The 16,418-nt window shown below is 64.8% G+C and carries 20 protein-coding genes; 5 read left to right on the top strand and 15 right to left on the bottom strand.

Features of this window, described 5'->3' with window-relative positions; all coding sequences use genetic code 11:
• Nucleotides 1-8: 8 nt before the first annotated feature.
• The 15 genes from IW245_RS18220 to IW245_RS18150 all read right to left on the bottom strand — a co-directional run bounded on the left by IW245_RS18220 (nucleotide 9) and on the right by IW245_RS18150 (nucleotide 10,873).
• Complete coding sequence (locus IW245_RS18220) at nucleotides 9-338, bottom strand: hypothetical protein (RefSeq protein ID WP_197004381.1); 330 nt, start codon at nucleotides 336-338, stop codon at nucleotides 9-11.
• A 47-nt stretch (nucleotides 339-385) separates the two neighbouring features.
• Nucleotides 386-718 (bottom strand): hypothetical protein, encoded by a 333-nt coding sequence (locus IW245_RS18215; RefSeq protein ID WP_197004380.1) that lies wholly within the window; start codon nucleotides 716-718, stop codon nucleotides 386-388.
• 29 nt (nucleotides 719-747) lie between these two features.
• Nucleotides 748-1,350: a phage tail tube protein gene (locus tag IW245_RS18210; RefSeq protein WP_197004379.1), complete on the bottom strand. Its 603-nt coding sequence runs from the start codon at nucleotides 1,348-1,350 to the stop codon at nucleotides 748-750.
• A complete protein-coding gene (locus IW245_RS18205; protein WP_197004378.1) occupies nucleotides 1,347-1,748 on the bottom strand; it encodes a hypothetical protein in 402 nt (133 codons plus the stop codon). The genes IW245_RS18210 and IW245_RS18205 overlap by 4 nt, the downstream gene beginning before the upstream one ends.
• Entirely contained in the window at nucleotides 1,745-2,056 is a 312-nt protein-coding gene (locus tag IW245_RS18200) for a hypothetical protein (RefSeq protein ID WP_197004377.1), read from the bottom strand. Before IW245_RS18200 ends, IW245_RS18205 begins: the two co-directional genes overlap by 4 nt.
• On the bottom strand, nucleotides 2,049-2,399 hold the full coding sequence (locus IW245_RS18195) for a hypothetical protein (protein WP_197004376.1): 351 nt from the start codon (nucleotides 2,397-2,399) through the stop codon (nucleotides 2,049-2,051). The genes IW245_RS18200 and IW245_RS18195 overlap by 8 nt, the downstream gene beginning before the upstream one ends.
• Entirely contained in the window at nucleotides 2,374-2,805 is a 432-nt protein-coding gene (locus tag IW245_RS18190; protein WP_197004375.1) for a Gp19/Gp15/Gp42 family protein, read from the bottom strand. Before IW245_RS18190 ends, IW245_RS18195 begins: the two co-directional genes overlap by 26 nt.
• A gap of 33 nt (nucleotides 2,806-2,838) precedes the next feature.
• Nucleotides 2,839-4,254 carry a hypothetical protein gene (locus tag IW245_RS18185; protein ID WP_197004374.1) on the bottom strand — a complete coding sequence of 472 codons (1,416 nt, stop codon included), beginning with the start codon at nucleotides 4,252-4,254 and terminating at the stop codon, nucleotides 2,839-2,841.
• Between the two features lie 130 nt (nucleotides 4,255-4,384).
• Nucleotides 4,385-5,377, bottom strand: coding sequence for a major capsid protein (locus IW245_RS18180; protein WP_197004373.1), 993 nt, complete (start codon nucleotides 5,375-5,377; stop codon nucleotides 4,385-4,387).
• A gap of 22 nt (nucleotides 5,378-5,399) precedes the next feature.
• Nucleotides 5,400-5,924 carry a hypothetical protein gene (locus IW245_RS18175; RefSeq protein WP_197004372.1) on the bottom strand — a complete coding sequence of 175 codons (525 nt, stop codon included), beginning with the start codon at nucleotides 5,922-5,924 and terminating at the stop codon, nucleotides 5,400-5,402.
• A gap of 57 nt (nucleotides 5,925-5,981) precedes the next feature.
• Nucleotides 5,982-6,728 carry a VG15 protein gene (locus IW245_RS18170; protein ID WP_197004371.1) on the bottom strand — a complete coding sequence of 249 codons (747 nt, stop codon included), beginning with the start codon at nucleotides 6,726-6,728 and terminating at the stop codon, nucleotides 5,982-5,984.
• A complete protein-coding gene (locus tag IW245_RS18165) occupies nucleotides 6,670-8,130 on the bottom strand; it encodes a phage portal protein (RefSeq protein WP_197004370.1) in 1,461 nt (486 codons plus the stop codon). The genes IW245_RS18170 and IW245_RS18165 overlap by 59 nt, the downstream gene beginning before the upstream one ends.
• Nucleotides 8,131-8,168: 38 nt before the next feature.
• Entirely contained in the window at nucleotides 8,169-9,854 is a 1,686-nt protein-coding gene (locus IW245_RS18160) for a terminase large subunit domain-containing protein (protein WP_197004369.1), read from the bottom strand.
• A gap of 32 nt (nucleotides 9,855-9,886) precedes the next feature.
• Nucleotides 9,887-10,312 (bottom strand): phage terminase small subunit, encoded by a 426-nt coding sequence (locus tag IW245_RS18155; RefSeq protein WP_443673913.1) that lies wholly within the window; start codon nucleotides 10,310-10,312, stop codon nucleotides 9,887-9,889.
• 9 nt (nucleotides 10,313-10,321) lie between these two features.
• Nucleotides 10,322-10,873 (bottom strand): hypothetical protein, encoded by a 552-nt coding sequence (locus IW245_RS18150; RefSeq protein WP_197004367.1) that lies wholly within the window; start codon nucleotides 10,871-10,873, stop codon nucleotides 10,322-10,324.
• A gap of 1,870 nt (nucleotides 10,874-12,743) precedes the next feature.
• Between IW245_RS18150 and IW245_RS18145 the strand changes: the two genes are divergently transcribed.
• The 5 genes from IW245_RS18145 (at nucleotide 12,744) to IW245_RS18125 (ending at nucleotide 16,402) form a co-directional block, all read left to right on the top strand.
• The gene (locus IW245_RS18145) at nucleotides 12,744-13,133 is read left to right on the top strand and encodes a hypothetical protein (protein WP_197004366.1); all 390 of its coding nucleotides are present in this window, start codon (nucleotides 12,744-12,746) and stop codon (nucleotides 13,131-13,133) included.
• A gap of 45 nt (nucleotides 13,134-13,178) precedes the next feature.
• Complete coding sequence (locus tag IW245_RS18140) at nucleotides 13,179-13,538, top strand: hypothetical protein (protein WP_197004365.1); 360 nt, start codon at nucleotides 13,179-13,181, stop codon at nucleotides 13,536-13,538.
• Between the two features lie 662 nt (nucleotides 13,539-14,200).
• Complete coding sequence (locus IW245_RS18135) at nucleotides 14,201-14,353, top strand: hypothetical protein (protein ID WP_197004364.1); 153 nt, start codon at nucleotides 14,201-14,203, stop codon at nucleotides 14,351-14,353.
• 1,081 nt (nucleotides 14,354-15,434) lie between these two features.
• Nucleotides 15,435-15,908, top strand: coding sequence for a hypothetical protein (locus IW245_RS18130; protein ID WP_197004363.1), 474 nt, complete (start codon nucleotides 15,435-15,437; stop codon nucleotides 15,906-15,908).
• Between the two features lie 137 nt (nucleotides 15,909-16,045).
• Nucleotides 16,046-16,402, top strand: coding sequence for a hypothetical protein (locus IW245_RS18125; RefSeq protein ID WP_197004362.1), 357 nt, complete (start codon nucleotides 16,046-16,048; stop codon nucleotides 16,400-16,402).
• The last annotated feature ends 16 nt before the right edge of the window (nucleotides 16,403-16,418 follow it).

Here is a 16,418-nt window from a genome sequence, read left to right as displayed (position 1 = left end):
CTATGGAGTTATGAACGCGCCCCCAGATCTCGCATGAGGGAACGCATGCCCTTGCCGGTCCGACCACTCTCGGGCTCACTGAGACCCGGGCGGGGCAGGGGTTTGGGTGGCTGGATGGGATTGCGCTTCGCGCCCCAGGCGGTGAGCATCTGCCCCGTCAGGAACGTGAGGACGCTGAGCTGATCGTGCAGCGCCGCCATCAGGTGATCCTGACGCGTCCAGTCCTCCGTGACGCTGCGCGCCAACGTGGAGTCCGGGGACGGGTGGTGCAGGAGTATCCCCAGCCGTCGCCAGGTGAGCGCGGGCGTGCCAATCTGCGCGGGAAGGTCGATGCCCAACCGGAGGAGATCAACCTCAAGTGCCTCGCCGTGCTCCTCCAGGAGGGCTACGAGGCCGAGGATTCCCCCAGGCTCACGCCCTGCTCGTCTTCGGACCACTGCGCCATCAGGAGGACGACGTCATCCGACTGCCCGCCGGCCTCAATGAACAGTTCATGCTGCTCACCAAGCAGGGCCTTGGCCAGGCCGATGGAGTTGCCTTCCTTGGCCGCGAGGTGCGCGGCGTCCGGCCAGAAGCCCGGCGCGGGAAGGTCGAAGTCAAGGCCCCCCACCTCGAAGGGAATGGTGGCGGAGCCGTTGACCTGCTTGGCCTCCCGGATCTGCTCCAGCTTGTAACGCTTGCGATTCGGCTTGCTAATGATGTCCCCCTCAAAATTCAAGTGACTTGAAATGCTTCCACTGTGGTCGGTTAGCTGCCGACGACGGCCGGGTCGTTGGTGATCCACTGGGCCAGTACGCCGCCCTTGCCGAGCGCCTTGAGGGTCATGCCCCACTTCACGGCGTTCTCGCCATTGAACTTCGGGGACTCAACCTGGGAGACCTGGACGGTCTCTAGCTGGAGTCGCCAGGTGTGGCGTGCAGCGGGGTCGCCGTCGAACCACTCGAACCCGATCTTGTACACGGGGCGTGCGGTCGTGGTGCCGATGGTCAGCGCGGAGACGCCCGGCACGGTAGTGCCCTCGGGCTTCCATGGGCCGAAGGAGCCCCCGTGGAACGCCTCCACGACCTGGCGCGAGGACTCCAGGGCGTTGGCCTTCAGGGTCAGCTCCCGGCCCTTCACGATGATCCTCACGACGCCGTTCTGCCAACTGCGAAGCTCCTCAATATCGTCTGAGAAGCCGTATTCAATGGCGTCAGTGTCGAACTCGCCCAGCTTCGTCCAATCTGGACCCCACGCGGTGAACTCGTCCAGAAGGGTGATGGGGAACTTGGCGGCGGAGCTGGTGGCGAGGTACATCCGGCCAGTCGTGGCTACGCGGATGTTGTGCGGGTCTGCGATGGGTGCGGTCAAACTGTCCACCTAACTGAGATCTGGATGGACGCGGTCCATCGCGGGGTGTGGGTGTCGGGGTCTTCCAGGTACATGGGCCCGCCGTAGACGGCGGTGGAGCCGAAGATGACGCCGGGAACCTTGTTCCGTCGCCGGGCGGCGACCAGTAGGGCTAGAACCGTGTTGAGGCGGTCGATGCCCGCTTCTGAGGTGGGGGCGTACACCTCGATGCCGATCAGCGCCAGATCCTGTACGGGGAACTGGGGTGTTCCGCCCTCGCGGGTCAGGCGTGTGAACGGGCCGTGCTTGGCGGGGGAGTAGTCGACCGGGAGGCGGGAGCCCGCGAGCGTTCCGGGCATCTCCGCCTTGACGTAGGAGATGACGGCGGCTTGGGCGTCCCCGAAGATCACATAGCTCATGTGCGCCGCCGGGCGACGTAGGCCAGGGCCTTGGTCATTGTTCGGTGGGCGGGCGTGTACTTGGTGCCCAGCTCGATCTTCGCGGCACCTCCGCCGGGGTCGAAGCTGAACACCCGCACCACAGCGCCCCCGCGCTTGACGCGAATGATCACGCGGAACGAGCTACGGAAGTCACCACGCTCAACGGGCGCTGTCGCCTCGGACACCAGCTTGACCTCATGGCCGAGCACGGTCATGAGGGCCAGGACTTCCGGGGACTGGATGAGCTTCGCCCCAAACTCGGGGTCAACGACGATGTGATCAGCCACCGGTCACCCCCCGTAAGACAAGCTCGAAATGGGAGATGCGGTACGCCGCTCTCATGGCTTTCGGGGAGCCGTCAACCTCCCACACGGTCCCGTCCGCGAGGCGGACCCGGAGTAGGCCCACCGGAACGGCGGTTGCCGGGAGCCGGGGCACGACGAGGACCAGGCGGTCAACGAACGCGTCGCCATCGTCGGTGGCCTCGGCGGTGGTGCGATGCTGGAGCCAACCGCGCAGGGGAATCTCCCGCGCCACGTCGAACGTCTGGACCGTGTTGCCGTAGCGGTCGACCCGCTCGCCTGGCACCAGGAACACGACGGGGTCAGTAAGAAGGAGTGGTGAGATCATGATTCACGCCTCCCGCATGGGTTGCCCGGTCGCGGTCGTCAATGCCGATGGGCGTCCGGGTCGTTCCCGCCAGCACCTTGCCGACCGAGCGCATGAGCGCCCGCCGCTCGGTGTCCGACAGGAGAATTCCCGCGTCCGTGCTGTCCTTGGAACGCCGGTAGCTGTAGCTGCCCATCTGTTCCGACACGAAGCCGCCAGGGTTGTCCAGAACGCGCAGGACGATACGACACGTCATCACCCGCACCAGCGGGGGAGCGGTCTCGATGGCCAGCCCCGGCAAGCCCAGCGCGTCACGAATGACGGCTGACACGTCCTCAAGGAGGGCTTCCGCCCGAGGTCGCTCGGTCTCGTCTATGGAGATCGGCCGCCGGGCCTGGAGGTCTTCCAGTGTTGCGAGCGGCAGCATTGGCCACCTCCGAATTCAAGTGACTTGAATTTCCTAAATGGACCGCAAACTGATCCTTGGTGCGATTCGCGTAGTGACGCCCGTGAAGTTCGCTGGAGGTGTGCTGACTCCAGTCATCAGGTATGCGCCCGCCACGCCCGTGCCAAACGGTGGATTGGCGGCGTCGGTCATGACCAGCGGATGCCAGGAGGCTGCCGCCCGAAGCGTGACGCCGGAACCTGCGGAGAGCAGGCCGAGCCAGGTCACTCCGGCGGGGAAGGTGTACGTCCCCGGTAGGGTCACCACTCGTGCACCAGACTGGCTGGCGTCGAACGGTGAGGCTGGCTCGGTCGTGAACGCGCCAGGTTGCCCACTCGCCACCGCGCCGTAGACGAGAAGCCGCACGGTCGCCCCGGCTGCCGCCGTGGACACGTCGATCGAAACCTGATCAGCCGTCAAGGCCGTGTGCAGCACCAGGGGGCAGAGGATCAGCTCCCCGACCGCGATCGTCTGAGTGGTGGTCGATCCGGTAGGCGGCACCATCGCCCAGCGGCCGGACACGGCACGAGAAGTCAGGCCGAGAAGTGGGAGCCGCGCGAGGTCGAGCACGCCCGTGAGGGTGGCGGCGTCGTGCGTGTGCCCGGTCAGGGCGAAGCCGCTGTGACTGTGTCCCAGTGGCGAGTACAGCGCGTCATGGTTGTGCGTGACAGGCGCGTACTCGGTGTGCGTGTGGCCGGTGAGTGCGAATCCGGTGTGACTGTGACCCACGGGCGAGTACAGCGAATCATGGTTGTGGGAGGTGGGCGCGTACTCGGTGTGGACGTGGCCGAGCTGGGAATATCGGCTGTCGTGCTCGTGGGCTGCCAGCGCGTAGCGCCCGTCGTGATCGTGGGTCGCTGGGGCAAATCCCGTATGGGTGTGGCCGGTGAGCGCGTAACGCGCATCGTGGTCGTGCCCGGCAAGGGAGTATCGGCCGTCGTGCTGGTGATCGCTGGCCGCGTAGTCATGGGCGTGCACGACTAGGGCGTACCGTCCATCATGGTCGTGCCCAGCGGACGCAAAGCCGGTGTGCGTGTGCGACGCCGCCGCGTAGCGGCTGTCGTGCTGGTGATCGAGTGCCGAATACCTGTCGGTCAGGGTGACCGCGCCCGTGCGGTTGTCGACGCTGCTGACCGCGCCACCTCCGCCGATAGGCACGAGGGGCGACGGGGAAGGCGGTGGCACGGCGAGGATGGCCCGCAAGTCGTGCGGGCCGCCGTCCGGCACGATCACCGTGTGTCGGTAGGCGTACTGGTCGGCGTACTCGGTGATCACGTAGTGCGTCTGGCTCGGCAGGATCGTGCCGTTGGGGACCAGGTCGAGCTGCCAGGCTCCCTGAATTTCGGACCGTGTCCGGGCCTTGTCGAGCACCGTGCCTGTGGCGGTGTACCCGGCCAGGCCGGGCGCTCCGGTGACCAGCTCGGCCGTCACCCGCACCGCGACCGGAAGGCCACCCGGGGATCGGGCCGTGTTGCGGACGATCGCCACAGTCACCCCCGAGAGTCGGGCGGGGCGGAAGCCGAAGCCCCCACCCCGCTACTTGACAGTTCACTTTCTATGGTTACGACTCCGGGGTGAACGTCACCGCACACGCCCGAACCACCGCCGGAGGGTTGAGCGAGTGCACCCGGGAAGCGCCCGTGCCCGTGGTCTTCACGGTCTGGTCCACAGTGGTGGCCACGCCAGCAAAGGTCGACACGAGCGAACGGTCAGACGCGGTCTCGGAGTTGTAGTCCCGGACGTAGCGTGCGGCCAGGCCCTTGTACGCGGTACCCGCGCCGTAGGTCACGCCGGTCGGAACAACAGGGGCCTGCGTGACGAGGAAGAACGCGGACTTGTGGAAACCGACCAGGAGGTTGGTCTTGACCACGTTGCTCACAACGATGTCGAAGCCCTTGAGGCGGCCGATCTGGCCGTTGCGAAGCGTCTCGGAAGTGCCGCTCTCGTTCTGCTTGTTGAGCAGGTCGGAGTTGAGCAGGATCTCCTCCACGTCGGTGCCGATCAGGAGGACCCGGTCCCGCGCCGGCACGTTGGCCTGGTTGAGAGCCTTGCGGATCTTCACGATCAGGGCCAGGAGCTGCTTCTCCGTGGTGGCGGACAGCTTCGCGCCAGCGGCGATGAAGTTTTTGCCCTCAACGGCCTCGATCTCGCCCTTGAGTAGGATCTCCAGCTTCTCCGCGATGGCCTGAGCCTGCGGGGCCAGGACCTCGTTGCCGAAGTCCGACAGGTCCAGGGTGAGCTGTTCGTCGGTCAGGTCCACCGCCGAGTAGAAGTGCTTGTCCAGCTTGACCTGCATCTTCTGCTGGACGAGGTTGTCAGCGAAGATGCGGGGGGCGAGCTGCCCGGCCACGTCGTCACCGCGCATCGCGGTCTCATTGGCGACCAGGCGCGCGGGCCGCTTGATGTTGATGACGTCGCCTGCGGCCCCGGCGAAGTCAGCCCCGGCGGAGCGCTGGACCAGGCCCGGGAGGATGATCTCTCGGTCCAGGATGCCCACGACGCCACTGACCAGGGTCTCGGGCTTGATGAAGGTGTGAGAAGTGTTCTGCGGCAAAGGTGTGTCCTAAAGGGGTGAGTTAGCGGTCAAGGATCAGCGCCGCCACGTCCGCCGGGTTGGTCGGAGTCGCCGGGCTCTGCGGGGCGGAAGCGCCCCCAGTCAGGCCGTCGACCGGCTTGCGGCGCACGGTCGCCTGTGGGGCCTCCTCCTTCGGGGCGAGCGCGGAGGCGAGCTGCGCGGCGTAGTCCGTCAGCGCGGCGTCCTCGGTGATGCCGGAGGCGGTGAGCAGTTCGGCGGGCACGCTGTGCGTCTTGGCGAGGTCGGCCACCCGGAGCTGCCGGGACGCGTCGGCGTTGCTGGCTTCCAGGGCGCTGATGCGCGCAAGCGCGGTCTCCAGCTCTGTGGCCTGCGTGCTCGCCTGGGTGCGCTTGTCCCCGGCCTCGCGGCGGAGCTGGCGGATCGTGTCCTGAGCCCACGTCGGGAGCTTGTCCACCGTGTCCAGGGCGGACAGGTCCAGCGGGGCCGGGCTGCCCTCCGGGGGCGTGCCGGTCACCTCCTGGTCCTCGGGGGCGTTCGGGGTGGCGGTCGGGTCGTTGTCGGGCATGGGTGTCCTCCAGGAACAGCCCCCGGGCCAGCCGGGGCACGAGTTGGTTGGGGTGCGCTAGTTGTGGCCGAGCGCGCGGCGGAAGGCGTTCAGGGCTGCGTCGCCGCTGAAGCCCACGGTGGAGTCGTGCCACAAGTCGCGGTAGACCTGCGAGGAAGGGGGAAGCTTCGCGGTGGTGGACCACACGGGCTCGATGGAACAGGAGCACTGGCGGTGGTACAGGCCGCCGGTCTTCTTGTACTTCGCGGACATTCGCGAGCGGTACACCGGCCCGCGCGATGCCAACATCGCGCAGAACGCGCACGCGCGTCCCGAGGCGACCCGCTGAAAGCCCTTGGCCTTGTGGTCGTTGACCGTCTGGTTGAGCAGGAACGTGCGCCCGCCGACCAGGAGCCACCGCAGCATCTCGCCGGTCCAGTGGACTAGTGCGGACTGCATCGCGGTCGCGGTGTCAATGCCGACGCTGACCGCTGACTGCACCGCGATGGGACCAGCCAGCCGCAACGACGTGGTGATGTCGTCCACGGGCATCGGGGGAGTTGGCGCCAGCGCCGGAAGTGGTCCGTAGCCGTCTGCGGTGCGCAACGCCTGGTAGTAGTCGACGGCGGCGCGGGCCGATTCGGTTCGGTAGTCCTGGAGTAGGCGAAGGCTCTGGGTCTGCACGGTGGGCCAGGTGGCTTGCAGGTCTTGAGGTCCCAGAAGGCCCCAGAGGTCTAGCGCCTCTGAGGCCCCCCGGGCACGGATGTCAAGCTGCTGCCGGTAGTGCTGGCTCGTGAGCTGGTCCCCCTCCGGGGTCTCCGCCATTGGCATGCACCTCCTGGAGCATCTGGGCCTCTAGCTCCTTGCGCAGCAAGGTCTGTACGTCGGCCTCCGCCCGAAGGCGCTTCCAGAACGCGATGTCATCAGCGGTGATGCCAGGGATGCGTTCCCAGACCGCTTCCGGCGGGAGCTGGAGCATGGTGACGGCCTTGCCCCAGGCGTCGACCGTGGCCGCGAGGCTGCGGGCCTCGGTGTCCCGCCACACGATCACGTCCGTGTCGGGCGGCTCATTGATCCCGGCGGCGATGGCCGCGAGCTGAAGCACCTGATCCCACGACACCCCGAACATGCTCTTTCTTTCCGACACCCGACGCCCGAGGCCGGATTCCGCTGCCGCCAGCGCCTCTGCTGATAGGTTTGTCAGCCCGCCGAGGAGGTAGTGGGGCGGAACCTGGGCGATGGCTGCCATGGACTTGACGCCGGATTCGAAGCTGGCGATGTAGCCTGTGAGGCTGGTTTCCCCGAACTCGCCGAATTTCACTTCCGGGTCGTCGGTGTGCCAGAGCCGATTGACGGCCGAGTTGAAAGGCTCGACCGGGTTGCCGGCGGCGTCCTCGGGGATGGCCAAGCCGGTAGCCCACCTCTGGCGGTGAGCGCCATAAATCTGAGCCATGCTGAGCGCTAGCAAAGTGTCATTCAGTCGGTCTTGCGTGCCCATCAGCGGCTCGACTTCCCCGATCGGGTAGCCGTCCGGGTCCGTCTCGATGCGGTTTCGGAACCGCACCACCGGGCAGACATCGAAGCCGTGCCGGAGCGTGCTGACCAGTTCGAAGCTGTCGAGGTCCGCGACCTGGGCTAGCTCGCCTTCCAGGTGTACGCCCTTGCCGAACAAGGTGTAGACGTTCTCTGAGTCGGTGACCCGGACCGTGGTCCCCTTGTCGGGCCCGTAGCTCTTGACCTTGTACTGGAGCGCGTACTCCGGCCAGTCATCGTCAACCTCATCGTCGTACAGCGCCATCATCGACAGCGCCGACACGGGGCGGATGACGGACTTGGCTTTCGTGCGGCGACGGCCCGGTACTGCCGGGAGAACGGTCGCGTACGAAACCCCCAAGCCGAGCGCCCCACGGTGCACGGCGTGCTGGCGCATGTCCATGCCGTTGCCGGTCCACTCGTCCCACGCAGCCGCTGTCACTCCGCTCTTGCGGTCGCGGTAGCCCTCTACATAGAGGTTCTGGGCGAGGACATCAACGATTAGGGGCAGCCAGCACGTCACGGCGCGCTGGACGAGCGCGCGATACTCCGCCTTGGCGTTCTTCGGCAGGTAGCTCGGCTGGTGCTGGCCCTTGATGTAGCGGTTGACCTCCCGAAGTCGTTCGACCTCTTGGAGTCGCTTGGGCTGCGCGTCGCGGATGATGCCGATCAGTTCGGAGACGGCCTGACCCACTGACCACCTCCAGATATTCAAGTCACTTGAATGTGGACTTAGCCCCAGCCGACGGCGCGACCAGTGCCCTTGCGCTTGCGCTTCTCGATGACGCCCGCGAGGATCGCGGAGCTTCGCGCCGCCCGTCCGAGGACGGCAGCGGCGGCGGCGTCCACCTTGCGCTGTGACTGGCGGTTGACCTTTCCGAAGCCCACCCCGTACTTGTTGGGGCGACGCCTCGCGTTCTTCAGGTGTCGGACCAGGATCGGGTGCCCGTCATGGGTGACGGTGTGCTCCTCGATCGCCGCCCGCAGCGCCTCAGCCGCTCGGGTGAAGTCAGGCAGCCTGCCCCGCATGTCGAAGGACACGGGGTGCTTGGGGCTGGCCTTCACGAACAGGGTGTGCCGGTAGCGCTCGCCCCACTGGTCGACGTAGCTGTCGAAGGGGTGCCGGTCGGAGTTGAACGCCACGACGTTGTATGTGGCGAAGGCCCAATCGACCATCTCGTCCACCTCGGACATGGGCACGTCCCAGTCGTCGGCTTCGGGACCGTCCGGCTTCTCCCACGCCTTGATCAGGAAAATGTGGGAGTCCTCGATGCGAACGCCGATGAGAACGCTTGAATCGTCGTTCCGGGAGCCGTCGAATCCGAGGGCGATCAGGTCGCGCTTGGGGTCGATGACGAGGTCCGGGCGTGCGCACGCGTCGACGTGCTTCGGGTCAAGCCACGCGTCTCTGGCGGCGACGACTTCGTTGAGGAAGAACCGGCGCGAGTCTTCGGGCGTGGTGGTGCCGTCGAAGATCTCGGCAATCGTCCGGTCAATGCTCAACCAGACGGCATCGCCCCGGGCCTCGGTGAGGGCCTGGCGGAGGCGGGGGATGTCGCTGAGGTCGGTGACCAGCGTGGACGGTTCAAGGGAGTCGTACAGGATGCCGGTCTCTGTGGCCTTGCCGTCCTGGACGTCCAGGAACTTCTCATACTCGTCCTCGGCCACGGAACCCGCTCCGGGCTCGTGGGCGTTGGTCGTGAGAATGAGCCGGGCCAGGCCGTTTCGCATCTTGCCCAAGTTGCGCTTGAGCACGGCCGCGAAGCCGGGCCCGCCGTTGGACTTGGTCCAGTGGTGCGGCTCGTCGCCCAGCACCGCAGTGCTCTGGGCACCCTCCAAAGTGGCTGTAGACGATGTGACCGGCTCTAGAAGCCGCTCGAAGTTCTCACCGGCCTGGACCATGGTCTTGCCGGACTCGACCGGGATGCCGTCGATGACCTTGCGCTTGCCGATCATCGCCCGCAGCATGCGGAACGTGTTCTTGGTCTGGCGTTCGGACGTGGCCGCGAGCATGACCCACGGCGCGGTTTCGCGCTGGGGCCTGACGACCAGGTCGTCACCGACCATGAACCGGCACGGTGCAAGAAGTTCAATCAGGGCGATGGCCGCTGAGAAAGGGCCCTTGCCCCAGCCCTTGCGGCGACGCAAGATGGCCCGACGCCACACCCACCGGCCCCGGAAGTCGTCATCGGGGTCCACGTAGTGGGGGTCGATGGCGTACCAGGCCATCAAGAAATGCCGCTGCTCGGCGGTGAACCGCCACGGCTCGCCAGCTCGGGGGCCGTCTGGCATCAGGAGCCAGGTCTCCGCCCACACGATCACCAGGAGCGCGACCGTGAAGTCCCACTCCCCGGAGAGCATCTTCTCCTTCATGAGCGCCTTGCTCGGGAGGTTGCCGGTCTGACGACCAGTGCTCATCGACGCTCACCCCCTGGAAGCGGGGGAGTAGGTCAGTCCCCGAAGAAGTCCCGCGCGAGCGCGGACAGATCCGGCTGCGGCTCTGGCGTCTCCTCGGGCTGGACCTTGATACGGCCGCGTAGCCGGTCGACGTGCGTCGCGCCCAGCAGGCTCTCAGAGCGCACAATCTGGGTCAGGAGCCGATCGGCCAGCATGTAGTCCAGCTTGTGGACTGCCCGGTTGTATCCGTCGACGAGCGGCAGGAGCATCAGCAATCGCTGCCAGTCCGTACCCGCGAACACAGCGGCCTGTGGGCTAGACACCCATGTGTCCCACCATCGCGCCGTCGCGGCAAGCCACTTGTTAGGTGTCGGCAGCGTCGGCGCGTTCGTGGTCGTGCCCTGGATGTCCTCGGGCTTGTCGAGTGGCGAGGTGTAGCGCCCCATCTTGGGGCCGTCCTTCGGAGCTGGACCCGGCACGGCACCCCCCTACGACGGAGTCGCGCCAATGCGCGTGAACAGCAGGTAGCAGTCACGATCCAGCGCGGTCGTGATCGCGCGACCGGAGTTCACCTTCAGATACAGCGCAACGCCAGCGTTCAGAGCTACGGGGGCGAACAGGAAGCACGTATCCGTCGAAGCGGTCGAGGACCCGAGAAGGTTGGTTGCCGTTGCGGCATTGTCGCGCGACAGAAAGAACTGCGACGTCGCGGCGGCACCGGTACCGTCGAATGCGAACACGGCAAGGACCAAGTACAGGCCCGTCGTGGGAACCACTACGCCGCCGGACGCATTGAGCGTGCCACCGTTGATGACCCGCTTCATGGGGGCTGGTTGCAGCGAGGCGTTAACCGCGAGGCTGATAACCGGATCACCGGCCGCACGCGAGTTGCGGCCACCCGACCAGGTCTGCGGAACGAACGCACTGACCTTGGTGTCGATCGATCGCGCCAGAGTCTCCATGTCTGCCTGCGGGTTGAACGGGGCAGTGTCCAAGGGAAACGCGATGCCGAGATTCGGCGTACTGCCGTAGTCCACCATGCGCCACCTCCAGGAAAGTCGATGCCCCTCCCGAGAGAGGAAGGGAGGGGCGCGAGGTCGCTCAACAGCGCGAACTGGAGCGGAACCGTTGGAGCCGACCGGAGGACGTGAGCACCCTGAGCGAATGTGTGTGGTGTGTCGTCCTGGTCGGCAGCTTGGGTAACCCGGTTTACGGCCGGATTCGAACAGGTGTGGCAAACTGGCGGTGTGCCCCGTCCAGACCCTGACCGCGTTGCCGCTGCCGGACTGATCGGCGCGGCGATCAACCGTGTGCACCGAAAGGTCGATCCTGACCAGGCAGCCCAGGAGCTGGCAGACCAGGCGGGTGGCCGGACAGACCTACTGGCCGACGCGGCTGAGCATTGGCGGGGGCGAGCAAATAGCGGACTGGACTACACGGCGGCGTGCAACGCCGCAGCCGAACTCCTCGACGCAGCGGTACTTACCCCGCCGGCAGCTCGACCGCCCGCGCGGCCGAAACGGCGCTAGCGCGACTACGGTGCAAGCCGGCCCGGGTGCTGCTCGCGGGGGCGGTATCTGCTGGTCCGCTTTGCGGCGGCGGCCTGCGCACCTTCACCGCCAGACTTGCGGCCGTGGTGCCATGCGCAAAGAGCACGCAAGTTCACAAGCCGGTGGTCTGATCCGGGGATGATGTGATCAACGTCGGTGGCAGCCTCAAGGCAGAGTTCGTCACTGCCGTCCTGGCGTACCCACTGGCACATGTGCCCGTCGCGCCGGAGCACGAGGGCCCGGCGGCGGGGCCAGTCGCGGGGGAGTTGCGCCCTGCGGTCGCTGGAGTCCCAGGCCATCGGCTGTGCCTCCTTCGCCCTACATAGATACGTGCGGGGAAAGGACAGCCCTGCCGGACATCCTGTGATGCAAGCCACAACAGTGGGATGCGGCCGGGTCCTGGGCGTGCGCGAGCTGGCCGCCCGCGCGACGAAAAGAACTTGCTTTGAGAAAGGAAGGAAGTAAACAATTGGCGGCTCCAGGCCGCCTTGTTTAGCCAGCTTCAAGGCTGGCATTTCGTCGCTCTGTTCCTTCTGTCGCTCCGGCCACTGCACTTCGTTCCGTGTCCGTCGCTCCATGGCGGCCCCCATAGGTCAGGGCGGCCGAGGGACAGCCCTGGCGGACTGTGGCGTGACACAGTTCACACGTTGATCTCTCGCGCGTGCGCGCGTGTGCGAGTCGAAATTTTAGAGTCTTCGCAGCTCAAGCTAGGCGCGGCACCGCCAGGCCGAAGTTTGGAACCCGGGCAGAAGATCAACAGCTATGCGACCCCGGGCTTGATTCTGATGGCTTCGGGTCACCCCCACCCCATAGGCGAAAGTCAAACTCATTTCATTGTGAAACTAAAATCATTTCATGATGAAACAATCATTAATTGATTGATCAGTCTCAACACATTGAAAGCTCAACACACTTTCATTGAGTGAAAGACTTTCCTTTGTGAAAGCGAATAACAAAGCAAACTCATCACAGAACAATCACACTGTTGAACAACACTCTTATTCGAATGAACTTCACACACATTGAACCTTTGACAACTCTTCACAACCAATCACACAGCGAACCACTGATGTGCCGCAAACACTCGGCTATGGGCAAATGAGAGCCGCTAGGGTGCGTCTTGCCCTGCATGCCTTGCCTGCCCGAATCGAACAGCTTTCTACTGATCGCATGATGTGACGAGGCGCACACTTTGGCCCTTGACATCTGAGCACCCGTGCCGTATCGCGCGCGGTTCCTTCTCCTCTGGCGCGCGAAAATTCAAGTGACTTGAAAACGTGGATCGCTTGACAGTGCACTTTGAGAGCCGTAGCGTTCCCCTTGCAAGTCGAGAGCGCGGGACACACGAGAGGCAGGGGACATGAGCAGCGTTGCACCGATTGCGGTCAAGCGGGTTCAGAACTGGACTACCCGCCGGATGGCGGAAAGCCTGAACCTGAGGGTTCCGCTGGACAACACGGACCCCGGAGCGCTCTTTCTGCGCGCCGTGCGGGATGACACCCTTGCCGCCCTGTCGGAGTTGGGTAAGGAATGGCCCAGCGAGCATCACATGGTTGAGCACATCGCAAACGGCGTCATCGATTACGACACGCACGCCCGTTGGCTCGAATACGTCGACCTGGGCGCGTACCGGATGCCCGTTCTCGGTGGGATCACCGACATGAGTGACGTTGCTACCCGCACGCTGCGGACTATCGCGGAACTGTTGGCCTGGATGATCGTTGCGGAAGTCGACGCGCCCCAGAACTAGATGCGGCCTTACAAAGTGAACTGTCAAACGAGAGGTAGGCCACGCGTGACCCGCTATCCGCGACCCCCGTTCATCGCTGCCGGAATGCCGGAGCGCAAGGGGCCGATCATCGTGAAGTCGGTAGCCATCGTGTCTGGCGCAATTGTGGCCGGAGTCGTGTTCCTGATGATCGCTGTAACCGCACTCGGAGTGCTGGGGGTTGTGGCGACCGGCGGGCCGGTCGCACCGGTCAAGGGGACCAGCTACGCCCGGAGTGCGCCGACCCTTCACCCTTACGCGATCGTGTGGCCGGACGGACGGTCGGAAGTCGCATGCCTCACGAGTGAGGATGACTTCCCGAACGTCTACCCGAACCGTAAGCCGCTGGATATCGCGCCGCTGAGTGCCAACGTGAAGTGTGACTAGGGGGACACCGTGAGCCGTAAGCCTGTCAACAAGAAACCGACCCGTACGGACGTTCTCAAGACCCTTGCCAAGGGTGGTGAGCGACTGCTGACCCGTGACCAACTGCTGTGTCTGATTCCCCGGGGGAGGGGTGAGACCTGGAATGCGTTTCTGAGAAACGTCATGTGCGCTGTAGTGGACACGGACAAGCGTGTGATCCGGGTCAAGTTCCTGAACGAGTCGGAGACTGTTCTCCGCGCTCCCTGGGGATCTCTGATGTCCGCAAAGTGAACTATCAAGCTTGTGTCATTGAGCTACCCCGGTAGCTGAGTGGCACTGGCCTGATAGCGAACGGGAGTGTGTCAAATGATGATCACGGTTTGGTCCGCGTACGGGCACCGATTCCAGTCCGGTGACTCCGGGTCGGAAACGTGCATGACCTGTGGCGGAACGTGGGAGCTTTCGGAGACTACGGACCCCGGCGACTGGAACAGCCACTACTACCACGCGAGCAACGGGGACGACCCGGACGAGTGCACAGGCAACACCTCGCTTGCGCACGGATACGAGCGCGTTTGTCAGAACGACAACGGTCGTCAATGTGCCGACGATATCGAGAACGGCACGTGTGAGCACACGAGCCACTCTTGCAACTGCATTCAGTGCGGATAAAGGGAGAAACGATGAATGACTACCTGAACGCTGAAAACCTCCTGATGGACTGCCCCTGTTGTGGCTTCCCGGAAGTCGTGACCCTGGCACTCGGCAAGTGTGACGAGTGCGTCAACGAGTGCGGGACGGACTGTGAGCGCCAGTACGGGGACGACTTTGCCTAGGGACTATGCGGCCTACCTTGCCGCCTACGGGGACGCGTACGGCGACATGAGCGACCCCGTCAAGCGTGCCGAGACGATAGCGGCACTCCGGCGACGTGACGCGCTCACGCTAGCGTCCGCTTGCCGAGAGTTGCGGGCCGAGATTGCCCGCATGCCTATCGGAAAGCTGTTCACGGTGGAGCGAACCACCCTCCATCAGTTGTCGGACCATTGCCGGACTGTTCGGCCGGAGCACATCCGGCGTTGCGATCTTCACAGGCTGCGCATGGTTCACAACGAGATGACCCGTAGGGGAATCCTGACTTTCAAGTGACTTGAAAAAGTGAAAGTGAACTGTCAAGTATCGCCCCGGTTGTGTCATTGAGCGCGTGACGCGCGCTGAGTGGCACTGGCGCGACGGTATGGGAGTAGGCGCGTGGATCAAACGATCTTGAGTTACCTGTGGTTCAGGGGCGACGACGGACCCTACCGGGTTGCGTTCCGGGGGAATCGGCAGGGAGTGATAGCGGAGCGCGAATCTGACGGGGCCATTCTCGGCGGAATCAACAGTGACGGCGCGGTTGAACTCACGGGCTACCCATTGCGGGACTTTGAGGCACGCGCATTGATTGAGTCCCTTCACTGGCACATCAAAGACGAAAAGAGGCAGGGGCATGCGGTTTATAAGTCTGCATGAGCACGCGCGGCAATGGGCGGAACAAGACGAGATTCCCGCTGGATTCAAGGCGGAGGACTACGCGGATTGGTACGTCCGTGAATACGCGGACGAAGTGAACGGGCCATACGGCCACATGGTCAAGCACCCGGACACATACGAGGAATGGACGCGCTCACTCCGCTAGGGACGGTCAGCTTTTGTCGCTGCCAGGTTGGCCACCTGGCAGCAGCAATGGCTCACCGTGACTACCGCACCCCTAGGGTGCTCCGTCCGCCAACGGTCGCCGTTGGTCCGGGGATGCGCCACTAGGCGGCACTGAGAGCGACGCAGAGAGCCTAGAACGGTCGGGGGGTACCTCGGCCTAGGGTCCGCCCCGGATTGGGCGGGGAGAGTGAGTGAGGGACTGTGAAGCGAGGCTCACGGGTGTTGGTGATGGTGCCGGGGCCGGCACTGGCACCGGGACTGATTGTCGAAGAGAGAAAGCGTAACGATGGTGGGGCGCGTGAATGGCGCGTGCTCATCAAGAACGGGCACGGCGGATTCATCACGGAGACTGCCACCAAGGACTACGTGACTACCCCGTCTGAGGAATCGAATCAGGCTCGCTTTTACGCGGAGTTGGAAGAGCACTACGCGTCGGGCAAGCCGCACATGTCCGCCCGGTCGATTCCGGTCACGGAAGTTGTGGGAGGTATGCCGGTCATCCGGACGTACGGCAATCCCGACTGGCCCCACTACAGACTCCGCACGATTCACAGTGTCGGGCACTTCGGAAACCGGGTCCTGCTCTTCCTGACTGAGCATGACAAGTGGGCCCACTACAACCACTGGGAATTCGCGGCGGGAGACACGATCCTTGCCGCCCTGCACGCGGACGACAAGGCGATCGGCACCTAGGCCGTAAAGGTCACTGTGACGAAAGCGGGCGTCACGCCGGGCCACGCGCACGCGCATGCGTCCGGGCGTGACGCGCATGGAGACCCCGCCGGGTCTCTCACGCATCAAGCGACGAACGCCAGGTAGAGAGGGAAGGTATGGAAGGGCGAGAGGTGCGGCGCGACGACAGCGGCCAGCGGCTCCACACGTTCAACGTGGGGGATCGGGTGGTGTACCTCGGGACCATTCCCGGGGGTAACGGACTGGGCAACCCGGGGGTGATCCTGCGGAAACTCGAACCGCTGGGGCCCGATGACGAGGGGTACGAGATCGGCTCTACCAACATCGTCGGGACCTTCGCGGGCCACACTATGAAGACGAGCACGGTGCACGGTAACCAGCTCCGTGACAGCGCGGACCGAACGGCGCGGGACTGGATGGGCAAGGCGTGGGAGGCCCTGGAGGGGCTGGCCGCAGAGCGTTACGGCGCTGACTGGCGAACCGCCAAGCGCTAGGGGTGTGGCGCGGGAG

The sequence above is a fragment of the Longispora fulva genome (genome assembly GCF_015751905.1).
Lineage (GTDB): Bacteria > Actinomycetota > Actinomycetes > Mycobacteriales > Micromonosporaceae > Longispora > Longispora fulva.
Note: the sequence above shows the minus strand (reverse complement) of the source record. Positions and strands in the feature narration are given on the sequence as shown.

What these genes read in the sequence shown, in the direction of transcription:
- IW245_RS18205 (WP_197004378.1), bottom strand. Translation starts at nt 1,748, where the DNA reads ATGAGCTATGTGATCTTCGGGGACGCCCAAGCCGCCGTCATCTCCTAC.
- IW245_RS18195 (WP_197004376.1), bottom strand. Translation starts at nt 2,399, where the DNA reads ATGATCTCACCACTCCTTCTTACTGACCCCGTCGTGTTCCTGGTGCCA.
- IW245_RS18190 (WP_197004375.1), bottom strand. Translation starts at nt 2,805, where the DNA reads ATGCTGCCGCTCGCAACACTGGAAGACCTCCAGGCCCGGCGGCCGATC.
- IW245_RS18175 (WP_197004372.1), bottom strand. Translation starts at nt 5,924, where the DNA reads ATGCCCGACAACGACCCGACCGCCACCCCGAACGCCCCCGAGGACCAG.
- IW245_RS18170 (WP_197004371.1), bottom strand. Translation starts at nt 6,728, where the DNA reads ATGGCGGAGACCCCGGAGGGGGACCAGCTCACGAGCCAGCACTACCGG.
- IW245_RS18160 (WP_197004369.1), bottom strand. Translation starts at nt 9,854, where the DNA reads ATGAGCACTGGTCGTCAGACCGGCAACCTCCCGAGCAAGGCGCTCATG.
- IW245_RS18150 (WP_197004367.1), bottom strand. Translation starts at nt 10,873, where the DNA reads ATGGTGGACTACGGCAGTACGCCGAATCTCGGCATCGCGTTTCCCTTG.
- IW245_RS18145 (WP_197004366.1), top strand. Translation starts at nt 12,744, where the DNA reads ATGAGCAGCGTTGCACCGATTGCGGTCAAGCGGGTTCAGAACTGGACT.
- IW245_RS18135 (WP_197004364.1), top strand. Translation starts at nt 14,201, where the DNA reads ATGAATGACTACCTGAACGCTGAAAACCTCCTGATGGACTGCCCCTGT.
- IW245_RS18125 (WP_197004362.1), top strand. Translation starts at nt 16,046, where the DNA reads ATGGAAGGGCGAGAGGTGCGGCGCGACGACAGCGGCCAGCGGCTCCAC.